An 18,068-nucleotide genomic window follows, 5' to 3' on the forward strand; every position below is an offset into this window, starting at 1 on the left:
GCTACTCATTCAGATTGACCTATTAAGAATGCAGACCATAAAATAACAACATATTATTAATGTTATAAGTTATTAAATATCTTAATTTTGTTTGTTTTTGCAGTGAAAGGAGATAATTTTACTATGAGTACCGCCCATTCCGTTTCGCTTAAAGTTCCAGATTACGTTAAAAATCCCAAGCTACTTTCTTGGGTACGTGAAACAGTTGATTTATGCAAGCCAGATGACATTTATTGGTGTGATGGATCAGAAGAAGAATATAACAAGCTTTGTGAACTGATGGTGCAAAACGGAACTTTGCAGCGGCTCAATCCTGAAAAACGTCCCAACAGCTTTTTAGCTCTTTCAGATCCAAGCGATGTTGCCCGTGTAGAGGATAGGACATTTATTTGTAGCATTCGTAGACAAGATGCAGGGCCAACAAATAATTGGATAGATCCTAAAGAAATGAAAGCTACTTTAGTAGGTTTATTTGATGGTTCTATGAGAGGCCGTACAATGTATATTGTCCCATTTAGCATGGGGCCGCTAGGATCGCCAATTTCACATATTGGTGTAGAAATTACAGATTCACCCTATGTTGCTGTCAATATGCGAATAATGACCCGTATGGGACGAAAAGCTTTAGAAATTTTAGGGGATGGGGAATTTGTTCCATGTCTACATTCTGTGGGTATGCCGTTAATTAATGGTCAAAAAGATGTAGCTTGGCCCTGCAATAAAGACCAAAAATATATCGTTCATTTTCCAGAGGAACGCTCTATTTGGTCTTATGGTAGTGGGTATGGTGGTAACGCGCTACTTGGTAAAAAGTGTTTTGCTCTACGAATTGCTTCAGCAATGGGACGTGATCAAGGATGGTTAGCTGAACATATGCTGATTTTAGGTGTTGAATCACCTAAAGGTGAAAAAACCTATGTAGGAGCAGCTTTCCCTAGTGCTTGTGGTAAAACAAACTTTGCTATGTTAATCCCACCTAAAGCATTTGACGGGTGGAAAGTTACTACAATTGGAGATGATATTGCTTGGATTAAACCTGGTGCAGATGGCAAATTATACGCAATTAATCCAGAAGCAGGTTACTTTGGAGTTGCTCCAGGAACTTCTTATAGTTCAAATCCTAATGCAATGGATTCAATTAAAGAAAATACAATTTTTACCAACGTTGCTTTAACTCCAGATGGGGATGTTTGGTGGGAAGGAATGACCGACACTGCACCAGCACAATTAACTGATTGGCAAGGTAAGGCATGGACTCCTGATTGTGGTCGTAAGGCTGCCCATCCAAATGCCCGGTTTACTGCACCTGCTTATCAATGTCCTTCTATTGATCCAAATTGGGAAAACCCCAAAGGTGTTCCAATCAGTGCTTTTATATTTGGAGGTCGTCGCGCTAGTGTTGTTCCTTTAGTTTATCAAGCAGTAAATTGGAATTTTGGAGTTTATTTAGCTGCAACAATTGGTTCTGAAACAACTGCTGCTGCTGCTGGTGAAATTGGTCAAGTAAGACGTGACCCTATGGCAATGTTGCCTTTCTGCGGCTATCATATGGGCGATTATTTTAACCATTGGCTAAAGATGGGCCGTGAAATTGTTAACCCGCCTCGCATTTTCTGTGTTAACTGGTTTAGAAAAGATAAAAATGGAAAATTTATTTGGCCAGGTTTTGGTGACAATATGCGTGTACTAAAATGGATTGTTGACCGTGTACATGGTAGAGCCTATGCAACTGAAAGCCCATTGGGATGGATGCCTCGCTATGAAGATTTAGATTGGAATGGGTTAAACTTTACAACTGATGATTTTAATCATGAGTTAATGTCTGTTGAACGTGAAGCTTGGAAAAAAGAAGTCTTATCGCATGAAGAATTGTTTGAAAAGCTTTATGATAGGCTACCTAAAGAATTTCTGCTTATGAGAGAAATGCTGCTTTCTTCTCTTTGGCGTTCTCCAGAAGTTTGGGAACTTGCTCCAGAAAGAGCATAAATAAAAGTGTAAACTTAAGTAAATAAGGTTAGATTATCTAGCCTTATTTACTTGCAAAAATTCCGCTAATTGTTTTTGTTGGGGATACAAACGACACGAAAGCCAAAACAATCTAAGTTTTCATCAGCCTTATAACCTACACGATAAGCTGACCTACTATTATAAGCACTTAAGAAAAAGTTTCCGCCTCTGACAACTTTGCGTTCTGTATCACTACCATTTTCCCAAGCTAACCCATTATTAGGAGCATTATGATAATTATCATGATAAACATCCTGACACCATTCCCAGACATTTCCATGCATATCGTAGAGTCCAAAACTGTTAGCTACTGCAAAATTGCCTACAGGCAATGTTTTTCCTCGATAAGGGCCTAAAATATTTAATTTTATAGGGTAAGGAGTACCATCATAATTAACAATACTTGATAAAATAGTTTCTCCAAAAGCAAATGGTGTAGTTGTTCCAGCACGACAGGAATATTCCCATTCGGCTTCTGTTGGTAAGCGGTATTCTCTACCAGTAATTTTTGATAAACGGCGGCAAAAAGTTACTGCATCATTCCATGTGACGCTATCTACAGGCAAATCATCCCCTTTGTAGCGAGAAGGATTTGCTGCCATTAAAGTATTCCATTGAGCTTGAGTTATTTCATATTTCCCAATATAAAAATCTGGTACTTTTACTTTATGTTGTGGCCCTTCGTTTTTGTTTCTGCCATGTTCCTTGCCATCAGAACCCATTAAAAACATTCCACCTGTAATTTCTACCATTTCTAACTTAATATCATCACCTAGGTCTTCTACATAATAGATTGCTTGTTTTTTAGCTCTGCGTACCTCTTTAGCTGCTGAATTAAGTGTAACAGTTTCAAATTCAAATGCTTTTGTTTCTAAACTACCTCCCGGCGGGGTGCTAGCAGCAGTAAGAAAAATATTAGTTATTTTACTAGTTTTAGGAATAGGCAAACAAACAGCAAGGCTAATAACAACAATAATGGCTAGAGTCCAATAAGCTTTCATAGCTAACTTCCTTTTTGTTACTTAGACTTTTTAACTTGCTGTGGAATCAGAGCAAAATCTGGATGATCACCAACATGCTGGAAATCATGTTGCCAAATAACATTTTTATTTTTACTAAAAAAATTCCTGGCATCATCCAAACATCGCCTACAAACTTGCCAACGAAATTTCCTTTTAGTGTGGTTTGTATATTACGTAACCACACAGCAGGTTTTATCATTTGATTTAATGAGGCTTGTTTTAAGCCAAAAGCTTGATAAAAGAAATGTTCTTTATCTGAGACTACCCTAGCCTCCGGCCAAAAACTATTAAAGAACTCTTTTGCTTCTAGTTCAGTTGCCTGACAAAAAAAGAGTACAGCAGGATAATCAGCTTGATTTGCCACAAGCTTACGTAGATCTTTAACAGTTTCTCGGCAAAAAGGTCAACCAAAGTGCCTCAGAAAAACTAACAAATTTGCGTTACTACGCAACTCTTCCTTTAAGTTTTTTCCAGAAAGATTTATTCCAGAAATACTTTTCTGTAAAACATTAACACTAAGTTGTAACATGGATTTTCCTAAATCGGGGCTAATGGTTTTGCACTAAGTGTGACACATAAATAAAGATAAAACAACTACAGATAAACATTCCCATAAAAATCTTTTTCAAGCTATAATGCAAGAGCAATCTATCCTTAAGGGAGAAAAAAATGTCAGATAATCCATACCAACCCTATCAACAACCACAACAACCAAACCAACAACCAAACCAACAACAACCCTATCAAGGAAATTACCAACCTGGACAATATCAATCTCCTTATCAACAAGATTATCAACAGCAACAGCAATATCAAGGGGGTTATCAACCTGGACAATATCAACCAGGTTATGCCTTTCAACAACAGTTAAGCAATAAAACACAACTTTTAGGGCTAGATGCCAATGTTGCTGGCCTTTTATGTTATCTACCTTTTATGGCTATAAATCTAATTTCTTCTATTGCCTTTGTTGTGACAGAACCTAAATCTAATTATTTTGTTCGTTTCCATGCTACACAATCTTTACTTCTTACTGTTGGAGGAACAATACTTGGCATTGTAGTAGGAATAGGGTCAGTTTTGCTTATACCAATTATGGCAATGATGGGTAGAGCAGGAGGAGCAATTGCAGGGCTTGGATTTTTCTTAATATTTGGGTTTATTGGTATTTTTAGTTTAACAGTATTAATTTTGCACATTATGGGAATGTATAAAGCTTACAATAATGAAACTTGGGAAATGCCAATAGTAGGCAAATATGCTCGTCAGTTTTGCCAAAAAGGTTAGTTAAAACTTGGTTTTATCTTAAAATAACCTGCTAAGAAAACATCTTTTTCTTACTTGCAGGTTATTTTATTTTAAGGAGTTTACATTTGAGCCGTCCAACTTTTGAAGATTTAGTAGCAGTAATTCATAAATTACGCAGTCCTGGCGGATGTCCCTGGGATCGTGAGCAAACACATAACAGCTTAAAACCAATGTTAATAGAAGAAGCCTATGAAGTAATTGAAGCTATTGAGGAAGAAAATGATCAGCAGTTAAGCTCTGAACTTGGCGATTTACTGCTGCAAATAGTATTTCATGCTGATATTGCTAATGAGACTAATAGATTTAACCTAAGTGATATAATTGAACAAGTTCATAATAAAATGATTCGTCGGCATCCTCATGTTTTTGGAGATGAAAAGGCAAGCGATTCAGCAGAGGTTTTACGTAATTGGGAAGCTATAAAAGCAGCAGAAAAACAAGCCGCAGGTGAACAAAAAACTTCTATGCTAGATAGTGTGTCAAATGCTATGCCAGGGCTACTAGAAGCTTTTCAGCTAACAACACGTGCTGCACGTGTTCGCTTTGATTGGCCTAATGTAAAGAGTTGTTTTGATAAGCTTTCTGAAGAAGTTATGGAACTACAAGTAGAAATAGATAAGCAAAATAGCAATGCAAATAATGAGAAAGCAATTGCTGAAGAAATAGGAGATTTGCTTTTTATGGTGGTCAATATAGCACGTTTACTTAATGTTGATCCGGAAAGTGCCTTAAAAGGAGCTAATAGAAAGTTTCGCCGCCGTTTTGGATATATTGAGAAATCACTAGAAAGTAAAGGTAAAACACCTAGTGATAGTAATTTAGAGGAAATGGAAGAGTTTTGGCAAGAAGCTAAAAAGTTAGAAAAAGAAGTAGTTAAAAAATAAGGAGGTAAACTTATGAGATATGAAATGTTATATCCAGGTTCTTCATCATTACTAAAAGTTTATTTAGATTATGGAGAATCTATAAAAGCTGAATCAGGCGCGATGGTTGCAATGAGTCCTACAATAGATGTTAGTGGACAAGCTGAAGGAGGAATACTAAAAGGTTTAGGGAGAATGCTTGCAGGTGAAAAGTTTTTCTTTCAAACCTTAACAGCTAATCGCGGGCCAGGGGAAGTTTTACTTGCTCCTGCAACACCTGGAGAAATTTGTCCAATAGAGCTAAATGGCACATATTCTTATACTTTACAAAAGGATGGCTTTTTTGTTGGAACAAGTGGAATAGAAATTTCTACTCAAATGCAAAACTTAACTAAAGGGCTATTTTCTGGAGAAGGGTTTTTTGTAGTAAGAGCTAGTGGTAGAGGACTACTTTTTGTTAGTTCTTTTGGTGCTATTCACCCAATAGATATCCCAGCAGGTCAGGAGTTTATCATTGATAACTCTCATCTTGTCGCCTGGCCAGAGACTACTCAATATAGAATTGAAAAAGCCTCGTCAGGTTGGTTTTCCTCCTTTAAGTCTGGCGAAATGTTGGTCTGTCGTTTTCAAGGGCCCGGGAGGGTTTTAATTCAAACTCGTAACCCACAAGCTTTTGGTACTTGGATCAGGGGATTTGTCTCTCCTGGAGGTTCTAGTGGTGGGGGGGGTGGGCTGTCTACATTAACTTCTTTAGTTGATTAATAAATAAAGGCTTAGAGATTAAAATTTTTTAATCTCTAAGCTTTTCCTACTAAGCTAAATTACCTTGAAGGGTTAATCTAAGTCTACCACTTAAGTCACCAAAGGCAGCATCATCAATTACCCAATTTTCTAACTTACGTTTACCTACAAAAACAGAACGCTCACGTCCATCTTCATTAGTGAATTTTACGCTACTGCTCTTACCATCATAATTAGCTGTCCAAGTCTGACCATTTAGCTCAACTTGACGAGAAAAACTAGTATTTTCTGGTAAAGGCTTAATATTAGTGCCTTTTGCGCCAGGTGTTGACAGATCACTTAAGAATTGCTTAAAGAAATTTTGAGTAACTGAACGAGTTTGTAAGTCTATTTGTCCATCTACGGTTGGATCATACTTAAAGTCTAAAGCATCATCAGCAAATTTAGGATTTTGTAAATCCCAAATAGGCACACTTAAAATAAAATTATTTGCAGGTGGGTTAGTGCGTTCTTGATAATCTTTACCTAAACCACCGCTTTGAGCTACAAACAGACCACCATAAAGAGTATTAAGTAAAGTATTGGAAGCAAATAAATTACCTTTTGGTGCTGGAATGGTTGGTAAATTATTTCCAATATATTTTGGATGGTTAACATTTGGCTCTTGCAAGTTAAGTGCTACGGTTGGAAGTCCATCTTTGTTATAGCCTAAAGGCAAGTTATTTAATGTTCCGCCATCGGTTAATTGAATGGTTCTGCCTGTTGTTGGGTCAACCATTTCTACAGGGTCAAAAACTCCAGGAATTGCCATAGATGCCCGCATTGCTAGCGCAACTGGAGTGTTTGGAGTTGTTTCTGGGCCAAAAACAAAGGTGCGATTTTCCCATTTAGACATATCTTGTCCTGCTGGAGGATTACTATCAGAGTATTTTGCTGCAACAATATGTAGAGGGATTTTTAAGTCAGCAAACGTTACTGGACGATCTGTTATACCGGTTAACTTACGTAAGGTTTCATCAAAAAACTTATAAGCTTCTTCGCCTTTGAATATTCCACCACGTCCACCAATTCCAAGGTCTAAAAATTGGGAAATTCTTTCATCTCTAACAATTTCTTCTACTTGTTTAGGATCAGCACCTGCGGCTAAAACACCTGCTGCAATTGCTCCAACGGATGTTCCACTAACGCTAGAAGGGATAACACCATTGTTGTACATTTCTGCAATTGCTGGGATAAAACGTTTACCTTGACCACCGCCACCTTCAAGCGCGACGTGTACTTGTTGCGGTTTACCATCATCACCAACACGGCCTAAATTAGTAGCGCGATTTTCTGCCACAATTTTTTGATAGTCTTCCATATTGCTAACTTCAACCCTGCTACCATCAGCTTTAGTTAATGTAATGGTTTTTCCATTCCCAAAAAGCTGTTCATTAAGATTTGGTGCAGTGCTACTAGCTTGACCTGTAGGGAATTTGCTTGCTGTAACCTGTCCATTAACCAAATCACCTTTTAAGAAATTAGGATCAATAAATTGTGTTCCTGCTTTCGGTAATGTATCTAGGGTATATCCCCAGCGATTTTGTAGCATTGTTATGGCTCGGTTGTCGCCTGATTTAGCTGCTGCAACTACATCACGAAAAGTTTTAGTGTCACGTGTAAATTGTTGAGTAGTTGCATTGACTCCAGTAATACTACTAGAAAGTGATTGTGCCGCTTCAGCAATTTTGCCCCAAGTTCCATCAATATAACCAGTTAAAGCAGAACTTAGCTCGTTTGTTCCTGATACCATATTTCTAGTTGAATATTCGGCTGTGTCTGCTAAACGATTAACACGGCCATTAATTGTACTATTAATGCTACGTGAAATAGAATTAGCTGCTAGTAAATCTGCGCCTGATAATTGATTATGGTTATTTTCTAAGACAGAATTAAAATTATTGCTTGCAGATTCAATTGTTTGCAGACTTTCGGCAACTAGTTTAGATAGACTTTCATTAGCTCCGCCAATATCAGCTAAAGCTTGCATAATTTGGCGTTGTCCGCCTTGTAATTTAGCTAAACCTTCGCTTGAGTTTGTCACCATACCAATTAAGCCAGATGTTAAGGTTTCTATTCCTTTGCTAATACGCCCTTTAGCTGAATCTGCTGTAGTTGTATATTCATTTAAGACATTTTTTAGAGTACTAATTGCTTGGTTGGTTTGAGTAGTAAAAGTTTTAGTCGCTTCTCCAACTTGGCGGGCGGCTGGATTGCTAGAAGCCATTAGACTAGAGGCTTTATCATTAATTTGTGTAAGGGTGCGGCTATTATCATAGGAAAAATTATTAATACCAGATTTTAAGTTGCCTAAGCCAGCTTGGACTAAATCAGTCATTCCTTGGCTAGCATCAAAAAGGGCTTTTGCCCCATTTCCTAAAGCTTCAGCTACACAAACACTAAATTTAATACCACTAAGACCAAAGTTTTTTACTCCTTCAAGTAATGCTTTTCCAAGCACCATAATAGTTTTAGGGAAATCTATCATTCCTGCTGGGCTAGGAATACGGGGAAGAGGCAATGGAAAGAGTGAAAAACTGTCTTGTATTTGGTCTTGAACCATTGCACTATCAAAACTAGTTCGGGATTGGGTAAATTGTGTTTGCAAGCGTTCATTATGTGCTTCAGAAGAAATATTATTAGTTAAATTGCTAACAGGGGTTTCTGTGCTTTTTGGTACATCAGCAGTTAATTTAGTTTGGTTTTGAACTTCGGTATTAAGATTTGTATTAAGATTATTGTCAATATTGCGAATAGCCATAAAAGCTTGCTCCTTAGAAACTTACACTGTAGAAATTAAAATTGAAAAATTAAAAGAAAAATTAAAGAAATGTGTTGCATCAATTATCGGAATTGGTTAGACCAATGTTGTTATAAGTTGACTGAGCAGTCAGTCATTTTTCCAGCTTATTATATAACTTATTGAATAATCAGTAAGTTGACAGCTATATAAATAAAGAAATTTAAAAATCGTAAGGGTAAGAATTATTTTCTTACCCTTATTAAATACTCTATTAAATTAGCTTAAATGAATTAGCGAATACCGACTTCTAAAGTAAAGCCTTGTGCTTTATATTGGTCGGTAAAAACTAAAATTTGAGTATCTCCGCTTTCTGGTAAAGGGCCTTCCCAATCTTTAGTAAAACCACTATCGTTGTGTGTGACATCTTCGCCGCTAGCAGAATAAACTTGAAATGCTACAGAATCACTACCACTAATATGAACAGTCATATATTGACCTCTTTTAGCACCAAGTAAATACCTAATATCATTGCTGCGAACAACAGAACTTTTAATAACAGCAGTTGTGCGACCCCTTTCAAATTTCACTCTTTGGACTGTTTCATCTGCATTAACTAATGGGGCAACTACTAAGCAAAGTAAGAATAGCAAAGAATATTTTGCTATAAATTTTAGTCCTATTAACATAAAGAAATGTTCCTCTCTTTGATTTTTGATGGAGATCTAAATTTTAGCTAACAAATTAAACTACTTTATTTATTAGGTTGCAACAGCAAATAATTGTGTTGCAAGAATAAATAATTTTTATTTTAATAAACCATTCCATCAAATCTTTATTTAACTAAAATCTTTATTATAAGCCGGTTAGGAAAAACCATGATTATTTATGATGATAAATTTAAGAATATAATTTTAGCCTTACGCAACATATTATTGGAGTGTAATTATGATCTTTTAGTTCAGGAAATGAAATTACCACTTTGGTATTTTCGAGATCCTGGTTTTATCCATTATGGACATAGCATTGATAATCGGCTAAATCGACTAAAAAAGCCTTATGAACTGGTTTTGCGACTATTTTCATTAAATCAAACTATTAGTTATCAAGAAATTGTTAATAACTTGTTTTCTAAAGAGCTAATAAAAGATTTAGTGAATCTAGGCTTATTGTTGGAAGAAGACGATAAATTACGCACAGACGCTTATGCAATAGTACCATTTTTAGGAAGTTATTTAATTGCTACTAGTGGAACTGCTAGATCTATTGGTGCTTATATTGGGCGGCAATCTTACTTTTTAGCAACAAAGCTCTTTGAGCAAGACTTTAATAGCTTTTTAGATATGGGATCAGGTTGTGGACTGTTGGCTATTTTGGCTGCTCGTCGTGCTAAAAAAGTTGTTGGAGTTGATATTTTAAGTGAAGCAGTTGAAGTAGCAAAAACAAATGCTGTTCTTAACCAAGTTGATGATCGGGTAGAGTTTTTTTGTGGTGATATGTATCAGCCTGTAAAAGGACGCAATTTTGATGCGATCTTTTCTAATGTTCCTTTTCTTGCTCTACCAGAAAAATACGATCTGGTTTCTATTTCTTCTGGTGAAGATGGACTTAGATTTCTCCAACCATTAATTGATGGGTTATTTAGATATCAACCTAAAATTGCTACTATTATTGCTAATGGACTTGGTAATGAGCAACAGCCCTTACTAGTTAATTTGCTAAAAAATAAGCTACTAAATAAACGAGGCTACCAAGCAAAATTGTTTGTTTATTCTAAAGGTCTAATTGATGATGCTTTTATTAATAGTGGTGTAAAAATGGTAGTAAGTGCTTGGCGTGATCGAGGTGAAAATATTTCTAATGAAGAAGTTATCAAGGAACTAAAGGAAAATTACCAAAAATTTAAAGTAGATCATTACTATGGAATTATTTTAGAGATCGAAAACAAAACTAATGGTGCAGAGATAGAAACCATAGATATTTCAAATAAATATAACTTAAATATGTCGCCTTCTTTGCGACAAAAAATTAGTATTGATCTAGCAAAACAGGTCTTATTAAAACGTAGTAGTAGTTCTTTGCCAATAAATGATCAAGAAAAAGAAATATTTTTAGCAATGAAAAATAATGAGATTTCCTTAAAAGAAAAGACTACTAATTCATTGGCTAATAGGTTAGAACTAGTTTTAGGTGCCAAATCAATATAAGGTTATTAAGTTTATAAATAGTATTTTTTGCTAAATTGTTGTTTATAAAAAGGAAAAAGCCCAACCAATTGGTTTGGGCTTTTTGAAAACCTTTTGTAGATGCTTAAGACTATACTGATAAGTTTTGAGCAGTGGTCTTTTGAGCGTCTGATTGTGAACGGGAAAGGTTGGTCACTGTTTCGTTCACGCGGTTTAAGGTTTGTTGAATTTGTTGTAAATTGAAAGTTAATTCTTGAATCTTTTGGTTTAATGCTGCGGTTGGGCCACCACTTTGGCTAGCACCATCAAGTTGCTTTGCTGCATCTTGTAATTGCTTCATTGTGGATTCGATAGATTTTACTAAGATACCGCCAACCATTGCTAATAAAGCACCCAAAAACATTGGGCCGCCACTAGCACCACCAGCAGCTTTAGCAGCAGCTTTCTTTTCATTTTCTTGTTGGGAATTGAAATCTGTACCAAATAATTTGGACATATCAGGCATTGGGTTGGATTTGGAGACATTACCAGGTTGGCTACCAACTAGGTTGCCTACTTCTTTGAACATAGTGCCGATATCTTTAATCGCACCAGCGACATTGCCGCCTTTTAAGTCAGCAGCTAATTTAACTGCATTGTTTACTAATGATGAAGCTGAATTTAGAGTTGAAGCAAAATTATTGTTAATTCCACTGATTGCCATTTTTTTAATCTCCCTTAGAATTTTAGATTTTATAAAATTTAATGATTTAATAATTGCGTGATTTGTAAGGATATTACATTTGACTTACACCTTAATTATCGAGATGAGCTTAAAAAAGTTGCTTAGAAATTTTAAGTTTTTGGAGAAAATTTTTACCTTTTTTCCTGGGCTAACTAAAAGCCCTGCAACCTTTTAGCGGTATTTAATAGCCCTTGTGCGCGTCTAATGGCCTGGTTTCTCATGCCTAGGGTCGTACCAATTTTTATAGCCATTTCTAGGTCAGCTTGGGCCTGTTGAAAGCCTTTTTGTTTCATAAAAAGTTCTGCTCGGTTAATATAGGCCGAAATGTCCTTAGCATCTAATTGTAGGGCCATATTTAAGTGAGTTAGGGCCTTTTCGTCCTGCTCTAGGCGCATATAGGCCGCACCCAATGCACTATGACAATAAGCATTGCGTGGGTCAATAGTGACAAGACCCTCAAAAATGATAGCTGCTTCTTCTGAACGGCCTTGCTCATGCAAAGTAAACCCTAGCATAAGCAAGAGTTGATATTCATCAGGCTGCCATTCTTTAACACGTGCTAGTGTTAAACGGCCATCCATCCAGGCTTGTAGGATAACATCATTCATTGGAGTGAATAGTCCCTTATCCTTTGGTTTGTGAACCCATACGAGCTAGGATTCTATCTTGAATTTGTAGCAAGTGTTCAACTAAATTAAGCATTCTAGCTTCTTTTTCAAGCTGGCTAATTAATTTTTGTTGTAGTGTGCCTGTGCCAGGAGCTTTTTGATTAATTTTTTGTATAAGCTGGTTGGTTTTTCCTTTTTGGCCTTTAGCAATTTTTTCAAAGGACATTTTGCGTTGAGTTGGGTCGCCAAAAGCATAAAGGACAAATTGAATAGAAGGAGGTTCAAGCTCAGCATGTGTTGGAGGTGCTTGATCTAGCCTCATAGCCTCCTTAAAGCTTAAAGCTTCAGGACTATAATCTACAGATATACCTTCAACCGTAGTACGTCCGCGCAGTTCTGCTTGTTGGACATCATTATAGAGGACTACTTGAGTATCAAGGTCTTTTTCTATACGTTGATCGAGTACTCGGTCTAAATTTCCACCTAAACCAGTATTATTTAATCTACTTTTAATATCATTAGCCATAACTAGCACCTTTCTTAAACAGTTATAAAATTATCGATTATTATTAGAATTATTTTGTTTTGACATGCGATAGACCCAATTTAGCACTTCTGCAACAGCTTCATATAGTTCTTCAGGTATTTCTTCACCTTCTTCTAATTTATTAAGTGCATGGGCTAAAGGTATATTACGCATTATAGGAATATTATTTTCACGAGCAATTTCTAAGATTTTTTCTGCCATCAACATTTCGCCCTTAGCAATAATTTGCGGGGCAGGGCTTTCTTCTTTATTGTATCTGACTGCAACGGCAATGTGTGTTGGATTCACGATGACTACGTCCGCCTTTTTTACATCTTGAACCGCGTTGTGTTGTAACAATTCGCGGTGCAGGCGTTTACGAGCCGCTTTATTATGCGGGTCGCCTTCATCCTGCTTATATTCTTGTTTTACCTCATATTTAGACATCATTAGATCTTTCATCCACAAATGTTTTTGCAGACCAAAATCTACAACACCAATGACTAAAAAGAGGCCACCAATTTTTACTGCAATATCAAAAAGAATGCTACCTGTTAGGCTAGCAGAATACCAAAGTGAGCGACGACCAGAAACAATTAATTCTGGTAAGTTATTTTTGAAAATAACATAGAACATCGCGGTTAAAATCACAAGCTTAAAGATGGTTTTTAGTAACTCAATATAAGTTTTTTTCTGAAAAAACATTCCCTTAAAACCATTGACAGGGTTTAATTTATCAAATTTAGGTTTTAAGGTTTCAGTAGTAAACAGTGCGCCTACTTGCATAAATTCTACTGACATAGCCATAACAAAATTGACGGCTAATATAGGTGCAAGTACCTTAAACATTGCTATACCACCGGCTGCTAAAGCATCAGTAGCTTGAGATAAATCTATTTGTTTTATGGAAAAGGCTAGTTTAAGAGAATCTTGCATATAATGTACAAGCACATCAGCATTAAAACTATTAAGTGCTGCTAGTAACATTACTGTAATAAGAAAGAGAATCGCGCTAGATAAGTCTTTACTTTTAGATACATTGCCTTTTCTGCGAGCATCTTTTATACGCTTAGGCGTGGGTTTCTCTGTCTTTTCTCCGCCTTGTCCTTCTGCCATTAGACTATTACCTCAAAAAGTTATCGGCAAAATAAAATAATTAGTTCCCAAAAGTAGCCTTAGCAATAATTGTATAAAGCACTTTTAGATAAGCAATAAATCTTTCTTCCATTTGAGCAATAATTGATGTCCAAATTATAAAGAGCATTCCACAACCTACTATCATTTTGATTGGTAGGGAAAGGAAAAACACATTCATTTGTGGGGCGACACGGTTAAAAATACCAAAAACAACATCTGTTAAAAATAAACAAACTAGGACAGGTGCAGCTAATTGCATACTAACTACTAAAACATCAGCTGACATATGAATTATGTCACTAAGAATTGGGCTAAGTTCTGTGCCTACTACTAAACCAGTAGCTATTTTAGGAAAAGCATTAACAGGCAAGCGTTCAAAACTATAAAAAAGTGCGCGAATATAAAGCAAGTGTCCATCTAAGCAGAAAAAAAGCACTATTGCTACTTGTAATTTCATTTGACCCAACAAAGAAGCTTGAGTATTAAGTTGTAAATTAAGTAATTGAGCAATAGTAGCACCACGAGCATTATCAACCATTTGTCCTGCTGATTGTATACCATAGAAAATTAATGATGTTATATAGCCAAGGGTTACGCCAATAAGAGCTTCTTTAATCATCATTAAAACAAAAGGAATAAAAGCTGTAGGAATTGCTTCTAAAGGAATAGCGGCGGCCATTGCTGGGTAAATTAAAAAAGTAAGAGTAAAAGCTAAGGCGATTTTAACAGGTGCGCTAATTGCACCACCGCCTAAAAATGGAGTGTAATTTATTGCAGGGACTAGACGTGCCATTATTAACCCATAAAGTGAAAGAAATACAATAGGGGATTGAGTAATCCCCAATGCACTTAAAACTAGCTCTATAATGTTATAAATGGTGTTGTCCATAAATTAACTTTAGTGAACTTATTTTACTTAATTTTTACTTAGCGAATTCCAGGTATTTCGCTAAAAACAGCTTGGGTAAAGCGAATTAAGGTTGCTAACATCCAAGCACCTGTTACGGCTAATACTACAAATGTAGCAATAATTTTAGGCACAAATGTTAAAGTTTGCTCTTGTACTTGAGTGACAGCTTGAAATAAGCTAATAATAAAGCCTATTGTCATAGCTGTAATCATTGCAGGTGCAGAAAGAACTAAAATTAATAATAAAGCTTGCTTAGTAAGTCCAATTACTAGTTGTTCCATAACTTACTCCAAAATCTATTAGTTATACTGTTATATCAGAGATAACTTAAAACTAACCCTTTAACTAGTAGATACCAACCATCAACTAAAACAAAAATTAGTATCTTAAATGGTAAAGAGATAGTTACAGGTGAAAGCATTGTCATACCCATAGAGGTAAGAATATTGGCAACAATCATGTCAATAATTAGAAATGGGATAAAAATTAAAAAACCTATTTGGAAAGCTTCTTTTAATTCGCTAGTAACAAAAGCAGGAATAATTACCCGAAAACTACCAGCATAAATAAAGCTTGTATCGCCTTTGGTCATTCGTTTAGATAGTTCTAAAAACAATAATCTATCCCGGTCATGACAATTACGTACTAGAAATTCCCGTAAAGGTTCTTGACCTCTTTTAGCTGCTTCATATAGAACACGCACATTGGCTTCAGAAAGTAGTGTGTTAGTTTCTGGAACTTGACCAACTGCGCTATAAATTTCTTGTCCTACTGGAGTCATAATAAAAATGGATAAGATAAAAGCTAGTCCAGTAATTACTTGATTAGGAGGGGCTTGCTGTGTACCAAGCGCACTACGTAGAAGTGATAGCACTACAGATATTTTTACAAATGAGGTCATTGTAATAGCAATAAAAGGTGCTAGTGATAAAGTACCTAGCACTATTACCATTACTAATGGACTAGGGATGCCACGATTGCCATCTTGGGCTAGTGTGATAGTAGGTAGAACTAGCATCACAAAAAGTATTGATAATAAGCTTATGGCGCGGCGACTGGGCCTATAGCTAGTAATGGTTTTGAGTAAGTGCTGCATTTTACCTCCTCAAATATTTACTAAATTCTTTAATTGCACTTGATCCAAGGCTAGGTTTAGTAGTATTTGCTAAACTAATTATTTCCATAGCTTTTTCTATAGAAGCAGATTCTAATTCAGAAATTAGCTCGATTTTTTCTTGTGTAACACCTAAAAGTAAGTGTTTTCCTGCTACTTCTACAACATAGAGAGATTTTTGCGGTTCTAGAGTGTAGCGAGCAACTACTTTCATTAGCTGGCTTTCTGCTGGCATTCCCATTAGTTTAGGTAAGTAACGTAAGCTAAAAAAGGCCAACAGACAAACAAAGCCTAGCATTAAAAATGTTTTTAGTAGCATTACAAAAAGCGACCAGCCATCTCCAAGAAGAGGGGCATTTATGGGCCCAGGCTGTGTTGGGTCGATTTGTTGCCAAAGAAATAAATACACTATGGCTAACACAACAATCTATCCTCTCATTATGAAAAGTTTTTGGCTGGATAATTTAACTTGATTTTGGAATGTTAATGCGCTTTGCTTGATAGGGCAAGAGGAGTTTTTAACTTATTGATTATTAAAGTGTTACTTAAATAACCTTAAAATTCTAACTCCTAATTCACCATCAACATCAACTAATTCACCTTTACCAATAATTTTTCCATCTACACTCAGTTCTACTGGTTCCGATGGGGTACGGTGTAAATCTATGATTTGACCAATACGTAGTCGTGTTACATCCGAAATCGTTAAATTACGTCTTCCTAGTTCAACTACTACTGTAACCGGTACAGATTGAATAAACTCTGCACTTTGTGACAGATCCTCTTCTTCCATTTCTTCGCTTTCACCCTCCAAATTTCTTTCCTTTGCTTTAATTTCGCTTTCTTGGCTATGTGGTCTGGGATTATAGGAAACCACATTAAGCATTACTTTTATAGCTGATTCTTCTGTAATTATTTCACCCTTAAAACCTAGCTCACCCCATAAGCCTAGCCTAACATAAACCTCACCTGCAAGTTCTGACCCATATAGTTTTAGTGCTACATCCGGCAAAAGTATAATATCAGAAGGCTCTAAAGAATAGAGATCTAAGGATGTTAGGTTTATTTCTCCTATTTCCACGATCAGCTTGGTTTTAAGCATTTCTAAATTAGGAAGCCAATCTCTTAACAACTCTAATTTGTTTTGCTCATTTATTTCTGATTTAGTTACATCATTAAGTAGACCATATGGTAAATAAAGATTTAAGTATCCTAAGGCTTCCCCTACAACTACTCTAGTACATAACTGTAATACAGGCTCATGAGGCTCAGCTAAGCTATCCATAGCCTTAAAAGCTTGTCCACCTTGAGTAAATAATTGCTCAAGTCTAATTGTGATACCAGCAAACTCGGCCATAGTATCACTCATAGCTTTAATAATACGTAAGATAAGAAACTCTATTACTCCAGTTTCAATATTAGATAAAGCTCGTAGCAATTTATTAGTGCTAGCACTTTCACTACCAAAAATTTGATCCACCATATCAATAATAAAATTAGGATCTATTTCTAGTAATGATTTACGCCCTGAAGGTTCAATCCCTACAACTGCTAGAGGCACAGGAGTTGCGAGCTTTTTTGCTACCTGTTCAAACGGCACTTCCACAACATTTTCAATCTTAAAATCAATATGAGTATCTTCATTAGAAAGTGTTTGAGAAAGACTAAAAATTATTTGAAATGGATAAATACCTATTAAATCACCTTGAGAAAGGGGAGTTAATGTTTTAGGTGCTATTTGTCTACCATTAAGGTATGTTCCATTAGCACTTTGATCAACTAGAAAAAAGCTACCTTTACTAGCAACTACGCGAGCATGTTGGCTTGAAACTACACGGTTATTTAAGTGAAGGTCACAAGCAGAGTTGCGACCCATTAAAAGAGACTCTTTTTCACCAGCAACAAAGCTTTTTTCCCAAAGGTCACTTGTTTCATCACTGCTAATTTGAAAATTAATATTAAGTTGACGTTTTCCACGAATATATTTACGTAAGGTATTACCTAATAAATCGCGGAACGTTTCCTCCCATCGTGGCCCAGGTAAACAACATGACATAGTTGCTGATAGTTTGACACGTTCAGGAGAAACTTTTGGTAAATTAGTAAAACTAAACGGTGTAATCCGTTTCATAAAATAAAGTAA

Annotated in this window: 18 protein-coding genes; 5 read left to right on the plus strand and 13 right to left on the minus strand. The window is 36.0% G+C overall.

Annotation, left to right across the window (positions count from 1 at the left end):
- The first annotated feature begins 123 nt into the window (after positions 1-123).
- Positions 124-1,986, plus strand: a complete 1,863-nt coding sequence (locus IPK14_26035; protein ID MBK7996703.1) for a phosphoenolpyruvate carboxykinase (GTP) — start codon at positions 124-126, stop codon at positions 1,984-1,986.
- Positions 1,987-2,051: 65 nt separating this feature from the next.
- Here IPK14_26035 and IPK14_26040 read toward each other — a convergent pair whose 3' ends face one another.
- Positions 2,052-3,008: a formylglycine-generating enzyme family protein gene (locus IPK14_26040; GenBank protein ID MBK7996704.1), complete on the minus strand. Its 957-nt coding sequence runs from the start codon at positions 3,006-3,008 to the stop codon at positions 2,052-2,054.
- Positions 3,009-3,054: 46 nt separating this feature from the next.
- A complete protein-coding gene (locus tag IPK14_26045) occupies positions 3,055-3,393 on the minus strand; it encodes an AhpC/TSA family protein (protein ID MBK7996705.1) in 339 nt (112 codons plus the stop codon).
- Between the two features lie 305 nt (positions 3,394-3,698).
- Here IPK14_26045 and IPK14_26050 point away from each other — a divergent pair, with 305 nt between their 5' ends.
- From IPK14_26050 to IPK14_26060, 3 genes are all read left to right on the plus strand, one after another.
- Complete coding sequence (locus IPK14_26050; GenBank protein MBK7996706.1) at positions 3,699-4,316, plus strand: DUF4870 domain-containing protein; 618 nt, start codon at positions 3,699-3,701, stop codon at positions 4,314-4,316.
- A gap of 86 nt (positions 4,317-4,402) precedes the next feature.
- On the plus strand, positions 4,403-5,221 hold the full coding sequence (mazG, locus tag IPK14_26055; GenBank protein ID MBK7996707.1) for a nucleoside triphosphate pyrophosphohydrolase: 819 nt from the start codon (positions 4,403-4,405) through the stop codon (positions 5,219-5,221).
- A gap of 12 nt (positions 5,222-5,233) precedes the next feature.
- The gene (locus IPK14_26060) at positions 5,234-5,962 is read left to right on the plus strand and encodes a TIGR00266 family protein (GenBank protein ID MBK7996708.1); all 729 of its coding nucleotides are present in this window, start codon (positions 5,234-5,236) and stop codon (positions 5,960-5,962) included.
- 49 nt (positions 5,963-6,011) lie between these two features.
- On the opposite strand, the gene IPK14_26065 is transcribed toward IPK14_26060, so the two are convergent.
- Entirely contained in the window at positions 6,012-8,741 is a 2,730-nt protein-coding gene (locus IPK14_26065) for a patatin-like phospholipase family protein (GenBank protein MBK7996709.1), read from the minus strand.
- Between the two features lie 272 nt (positions 8,742-9,013).
- Positions 9,014-9,409 (minus strand): hypothetical protein, encoded by a 396-nt coding sequence (locus tag IPK14_26070; GenBank protein MBK7996710.1) that lies wholly within the window; start codon positions 9,407-9,409, stop codon positions 9,014-9,016.
- A 189-nt stretch (positions 9,410-9,598) separates the two neighbouring features.
- On the opposite strand from IPK14_26070, the gene IPK14_26075 reads away from it, so the two are divergent.
- Entirely contained in the window at positions 9,599-10,927 is a 1,329-nt protein-coding gene (locus IPK14_26075; protein MBK7996711.1) for a methyltransferase, read from the plus strand.
- Positions 10,928-11,036: 109 nt separating this feature from the next.
- Here IPK14_26075 and IPK14_26080 read toward each other — a convergent pair whose 3' ends face one another.
- The 9 genes from IPK14_26080 to sctQ form a co-directional block, all read right to left on the minus strand.
- Positions 11,037-11,609 (minus strand): hypothetical protein, encoded by a 573-nt coding sequence (locus IPK14_26080; protein MBK7996712.1) that lies wholly within the window; start codon positions 11,607-11,609, stop codon positions 11,037-11,039.
- 173 nt (positions 11,610-11,782) lie between these two features.
- On the minus strand, positions 11,783-12,238 hold the full coding sequence (locus tag IPK14_26085; protein ID MBK7996713.1) for a hypothetical protein: 456 nt from the start codon (positions 12,236-12,238) through the stop codon (positions 11,783-11,785).
- Between the two features lie 16 nt (positions 12,239-12,254).
- Positions 12,255-12,764, minus strand: a complete 510-nt coding sequence (locus IPK14_26090) for a hypothetical protein (GenBank protein ID MBK7996714.1) — start codon at positions 12,762-12,764, stop codon at positions 12,255-12,257.
- 30 nt (positions 12,765-12,794) lie between these two features.
- On the minus strand, positions 12,795-13,880 hold the full coding sequence (gene sctU, locus IPK14_26095; GenBank protein MBK7996715.1) for a type III secretion system export apparatus subunit SctU: 1,086 nt from the start codon (positions 13,878-13,880) through the stop codon (positions 12,795-12,797).
- A gap of 40 nt (positions 13,881-13,920) precedes the next feature.
- On the minus strand, positions 13,921-14,790 hold the full coding sequence (locus tag IPK14_26100; GenBank protein MBK7996716.1) for a flagellar biosynthetic protein FliR: 870 nt from the start codon (positions 14,788-14,790) through the stop codon (positions 13,921-13,923).
- Between the two features lie 38 nt (positions 14,791-14,828).
- On the minus strand, positions 14,829-15,092 hold the full coding sequence (gene fliQ / locus IPK14_26105; protein MBK7996717.1) for a flagellar biosynthesis protein FliQ: 264 nt from the start codon (positions 15,090-15,092) through the stop codon (positions 14,829-14,831).
- A gap of 35 nt (positions 15,093-15,127) precedes the next feature.
- Positions 15,128-15,829 carry a flagellar type III secretion system pore protein FliP gene (gene fliP / locus IPK14_26110; protein MBK7996718.1) on the minus strand — a complete coding sequence of 234 codons (702 nt, stop codon included), beginning with the start codon at positions 15,827-15,829 and terminating at the stop codon, positions 15,128-15,130.
- A gap of 79 nt (positions 15,830-15,908) precedes the next feature.
- Positions 15,909-16,346, minus strand: a complete 438-nt coding sequence (gene fliO / locus IPK14_26115; protein MBK7996719.1) for a flagellar biosynthetic protein FliO — start codon at positions 16,344-16,346, stop codon at positions 15,909-15,911.
- A gap of 120 nt (positions 16,347-16,466) precedes the next feature.
- Positions 16,467-18,056, minus strand: coding sequence for a type III secretion system cytoplasmic ring protein SctQ (sctQ, locus tag IPK14_26120; protein MBK7996720.1), 1,590 nt, complete (start codon positions 18,054-18,056; stop codon positions 16,467-16,469).
- Positions 18,057-18,068: the final 12 nt, after the last annotated feature.

This window comes from Blastocatellia bacterium (assembly GCA_016713405.1).
Classification (GTDB): Bacteria; Acidobacteriota; Blastocatellia; order Chloracidobacteriales; family JADJPF01; genus JADJPF01.

Excerpts from the sequence above, each read along its gene's own strand:
- IPK14_26035 (MBK7996703.1), top strand. The coding sequence starts at position 124 with ATGAGTACCGCCCATTCCGTTTCGCTTAAAGTTCCAGATTACGTTAAA.
- IPK14_26040 (MBK7996704.1), bottom strand. The coding sequence starts at position 3,008 with ATGAAAGCTTATTGGACTCTAGCCATTATTGTTGTTATTAGCCTTGCT.
- IPK14_26050 (MBK7996706.1), top strand. The coding sequence starts at position 3,699 with ATGTCAGATAATCCATACCAACCCTATCAACAACCACAACAACCAAAC.
- IPK14_26060 (MBK7996708.1), top strand. The coding sequence starts at position 5,234 with ATGAGATATGAAATGTTATATCCAGGTTCTTCATCATTACTAAAAGTT.
- IPK14_26065 (MBK7996709.1), bottom strand. The coding sequence starts at position 8,741 with ATGGCTATTCGCAATATTGACAATAATCTTAATACAAATCTTAATACC.
- IPK14_26070 (MBK7996710.1), bottom strand. The coding sequence starts at position 9,409 with ATGTTAATAGGACTAAAATTTATAGCAAAATATTCTTTGCTATTCTTA.
- IPK14_26075 (MBK7996711.1), top strand. The coding sequence starts at position 9,599 with ATGATTATTTATGATGATAAATTTAAGAATATAATTTTAGCCTTACGC.
- IPK14_26080 (MBK7996712.1), bottom strand. The coding sequence starts at position 11,609 with ATGGCAATCAGTGGAATTAACAATAATTTTGCTTCAACTCTAAATTCA.
- IPK14_26085 (MBK7996713.1), bottom strand. The coding sequence starts at position 12,238 with ATGAATGATGTTATCCTACAAGCCTGGATGGATGGCCGTTTAACACTA.
- IPK14_26090 (MBK7996714.1), bottom strand. The coding sequence starts at position 12,764 with ATGGCTAATGATATTAAAAGTAGATTAAATAATACTGGTTTAGGTGGA.
- sctU (MBK7996715.1), bottom strand. The coding sequence starts at position 13,880 with ATGGCAGAAGGACAAGGCGGAGAAAAGACAGAGAAACCCACGCCTAAG.
- IPK14_26100 (MBK7996716.1), bottom strand. The coding sequence starts at position 14,790 with ATGGACAACACCATTTATAACATTATAGAGCTAGTTTTAAGTGCATTG.
- fliQ (MBK7996717.1), bottom strand. The coding sequence starts at position 15,092 with ATGGAACAACTAGTAATTGGACTTACTAAGCAAGCTTTATTATTAATT.
- fliP (MBK7996718.1), bottom strand. The coding sequence starts at position 15,829 with ATGCTAGTTCTACCTACTATCACACTAGCCCAAGATGGCAATCGTGGC.
- sctQ (MBK7996720.1), bottom strand. The coding sequence starts at position 18,056 with ATGAAACGGATTACACCGTTTAGTTTTACTAATTTACCAAAAGTTTCT.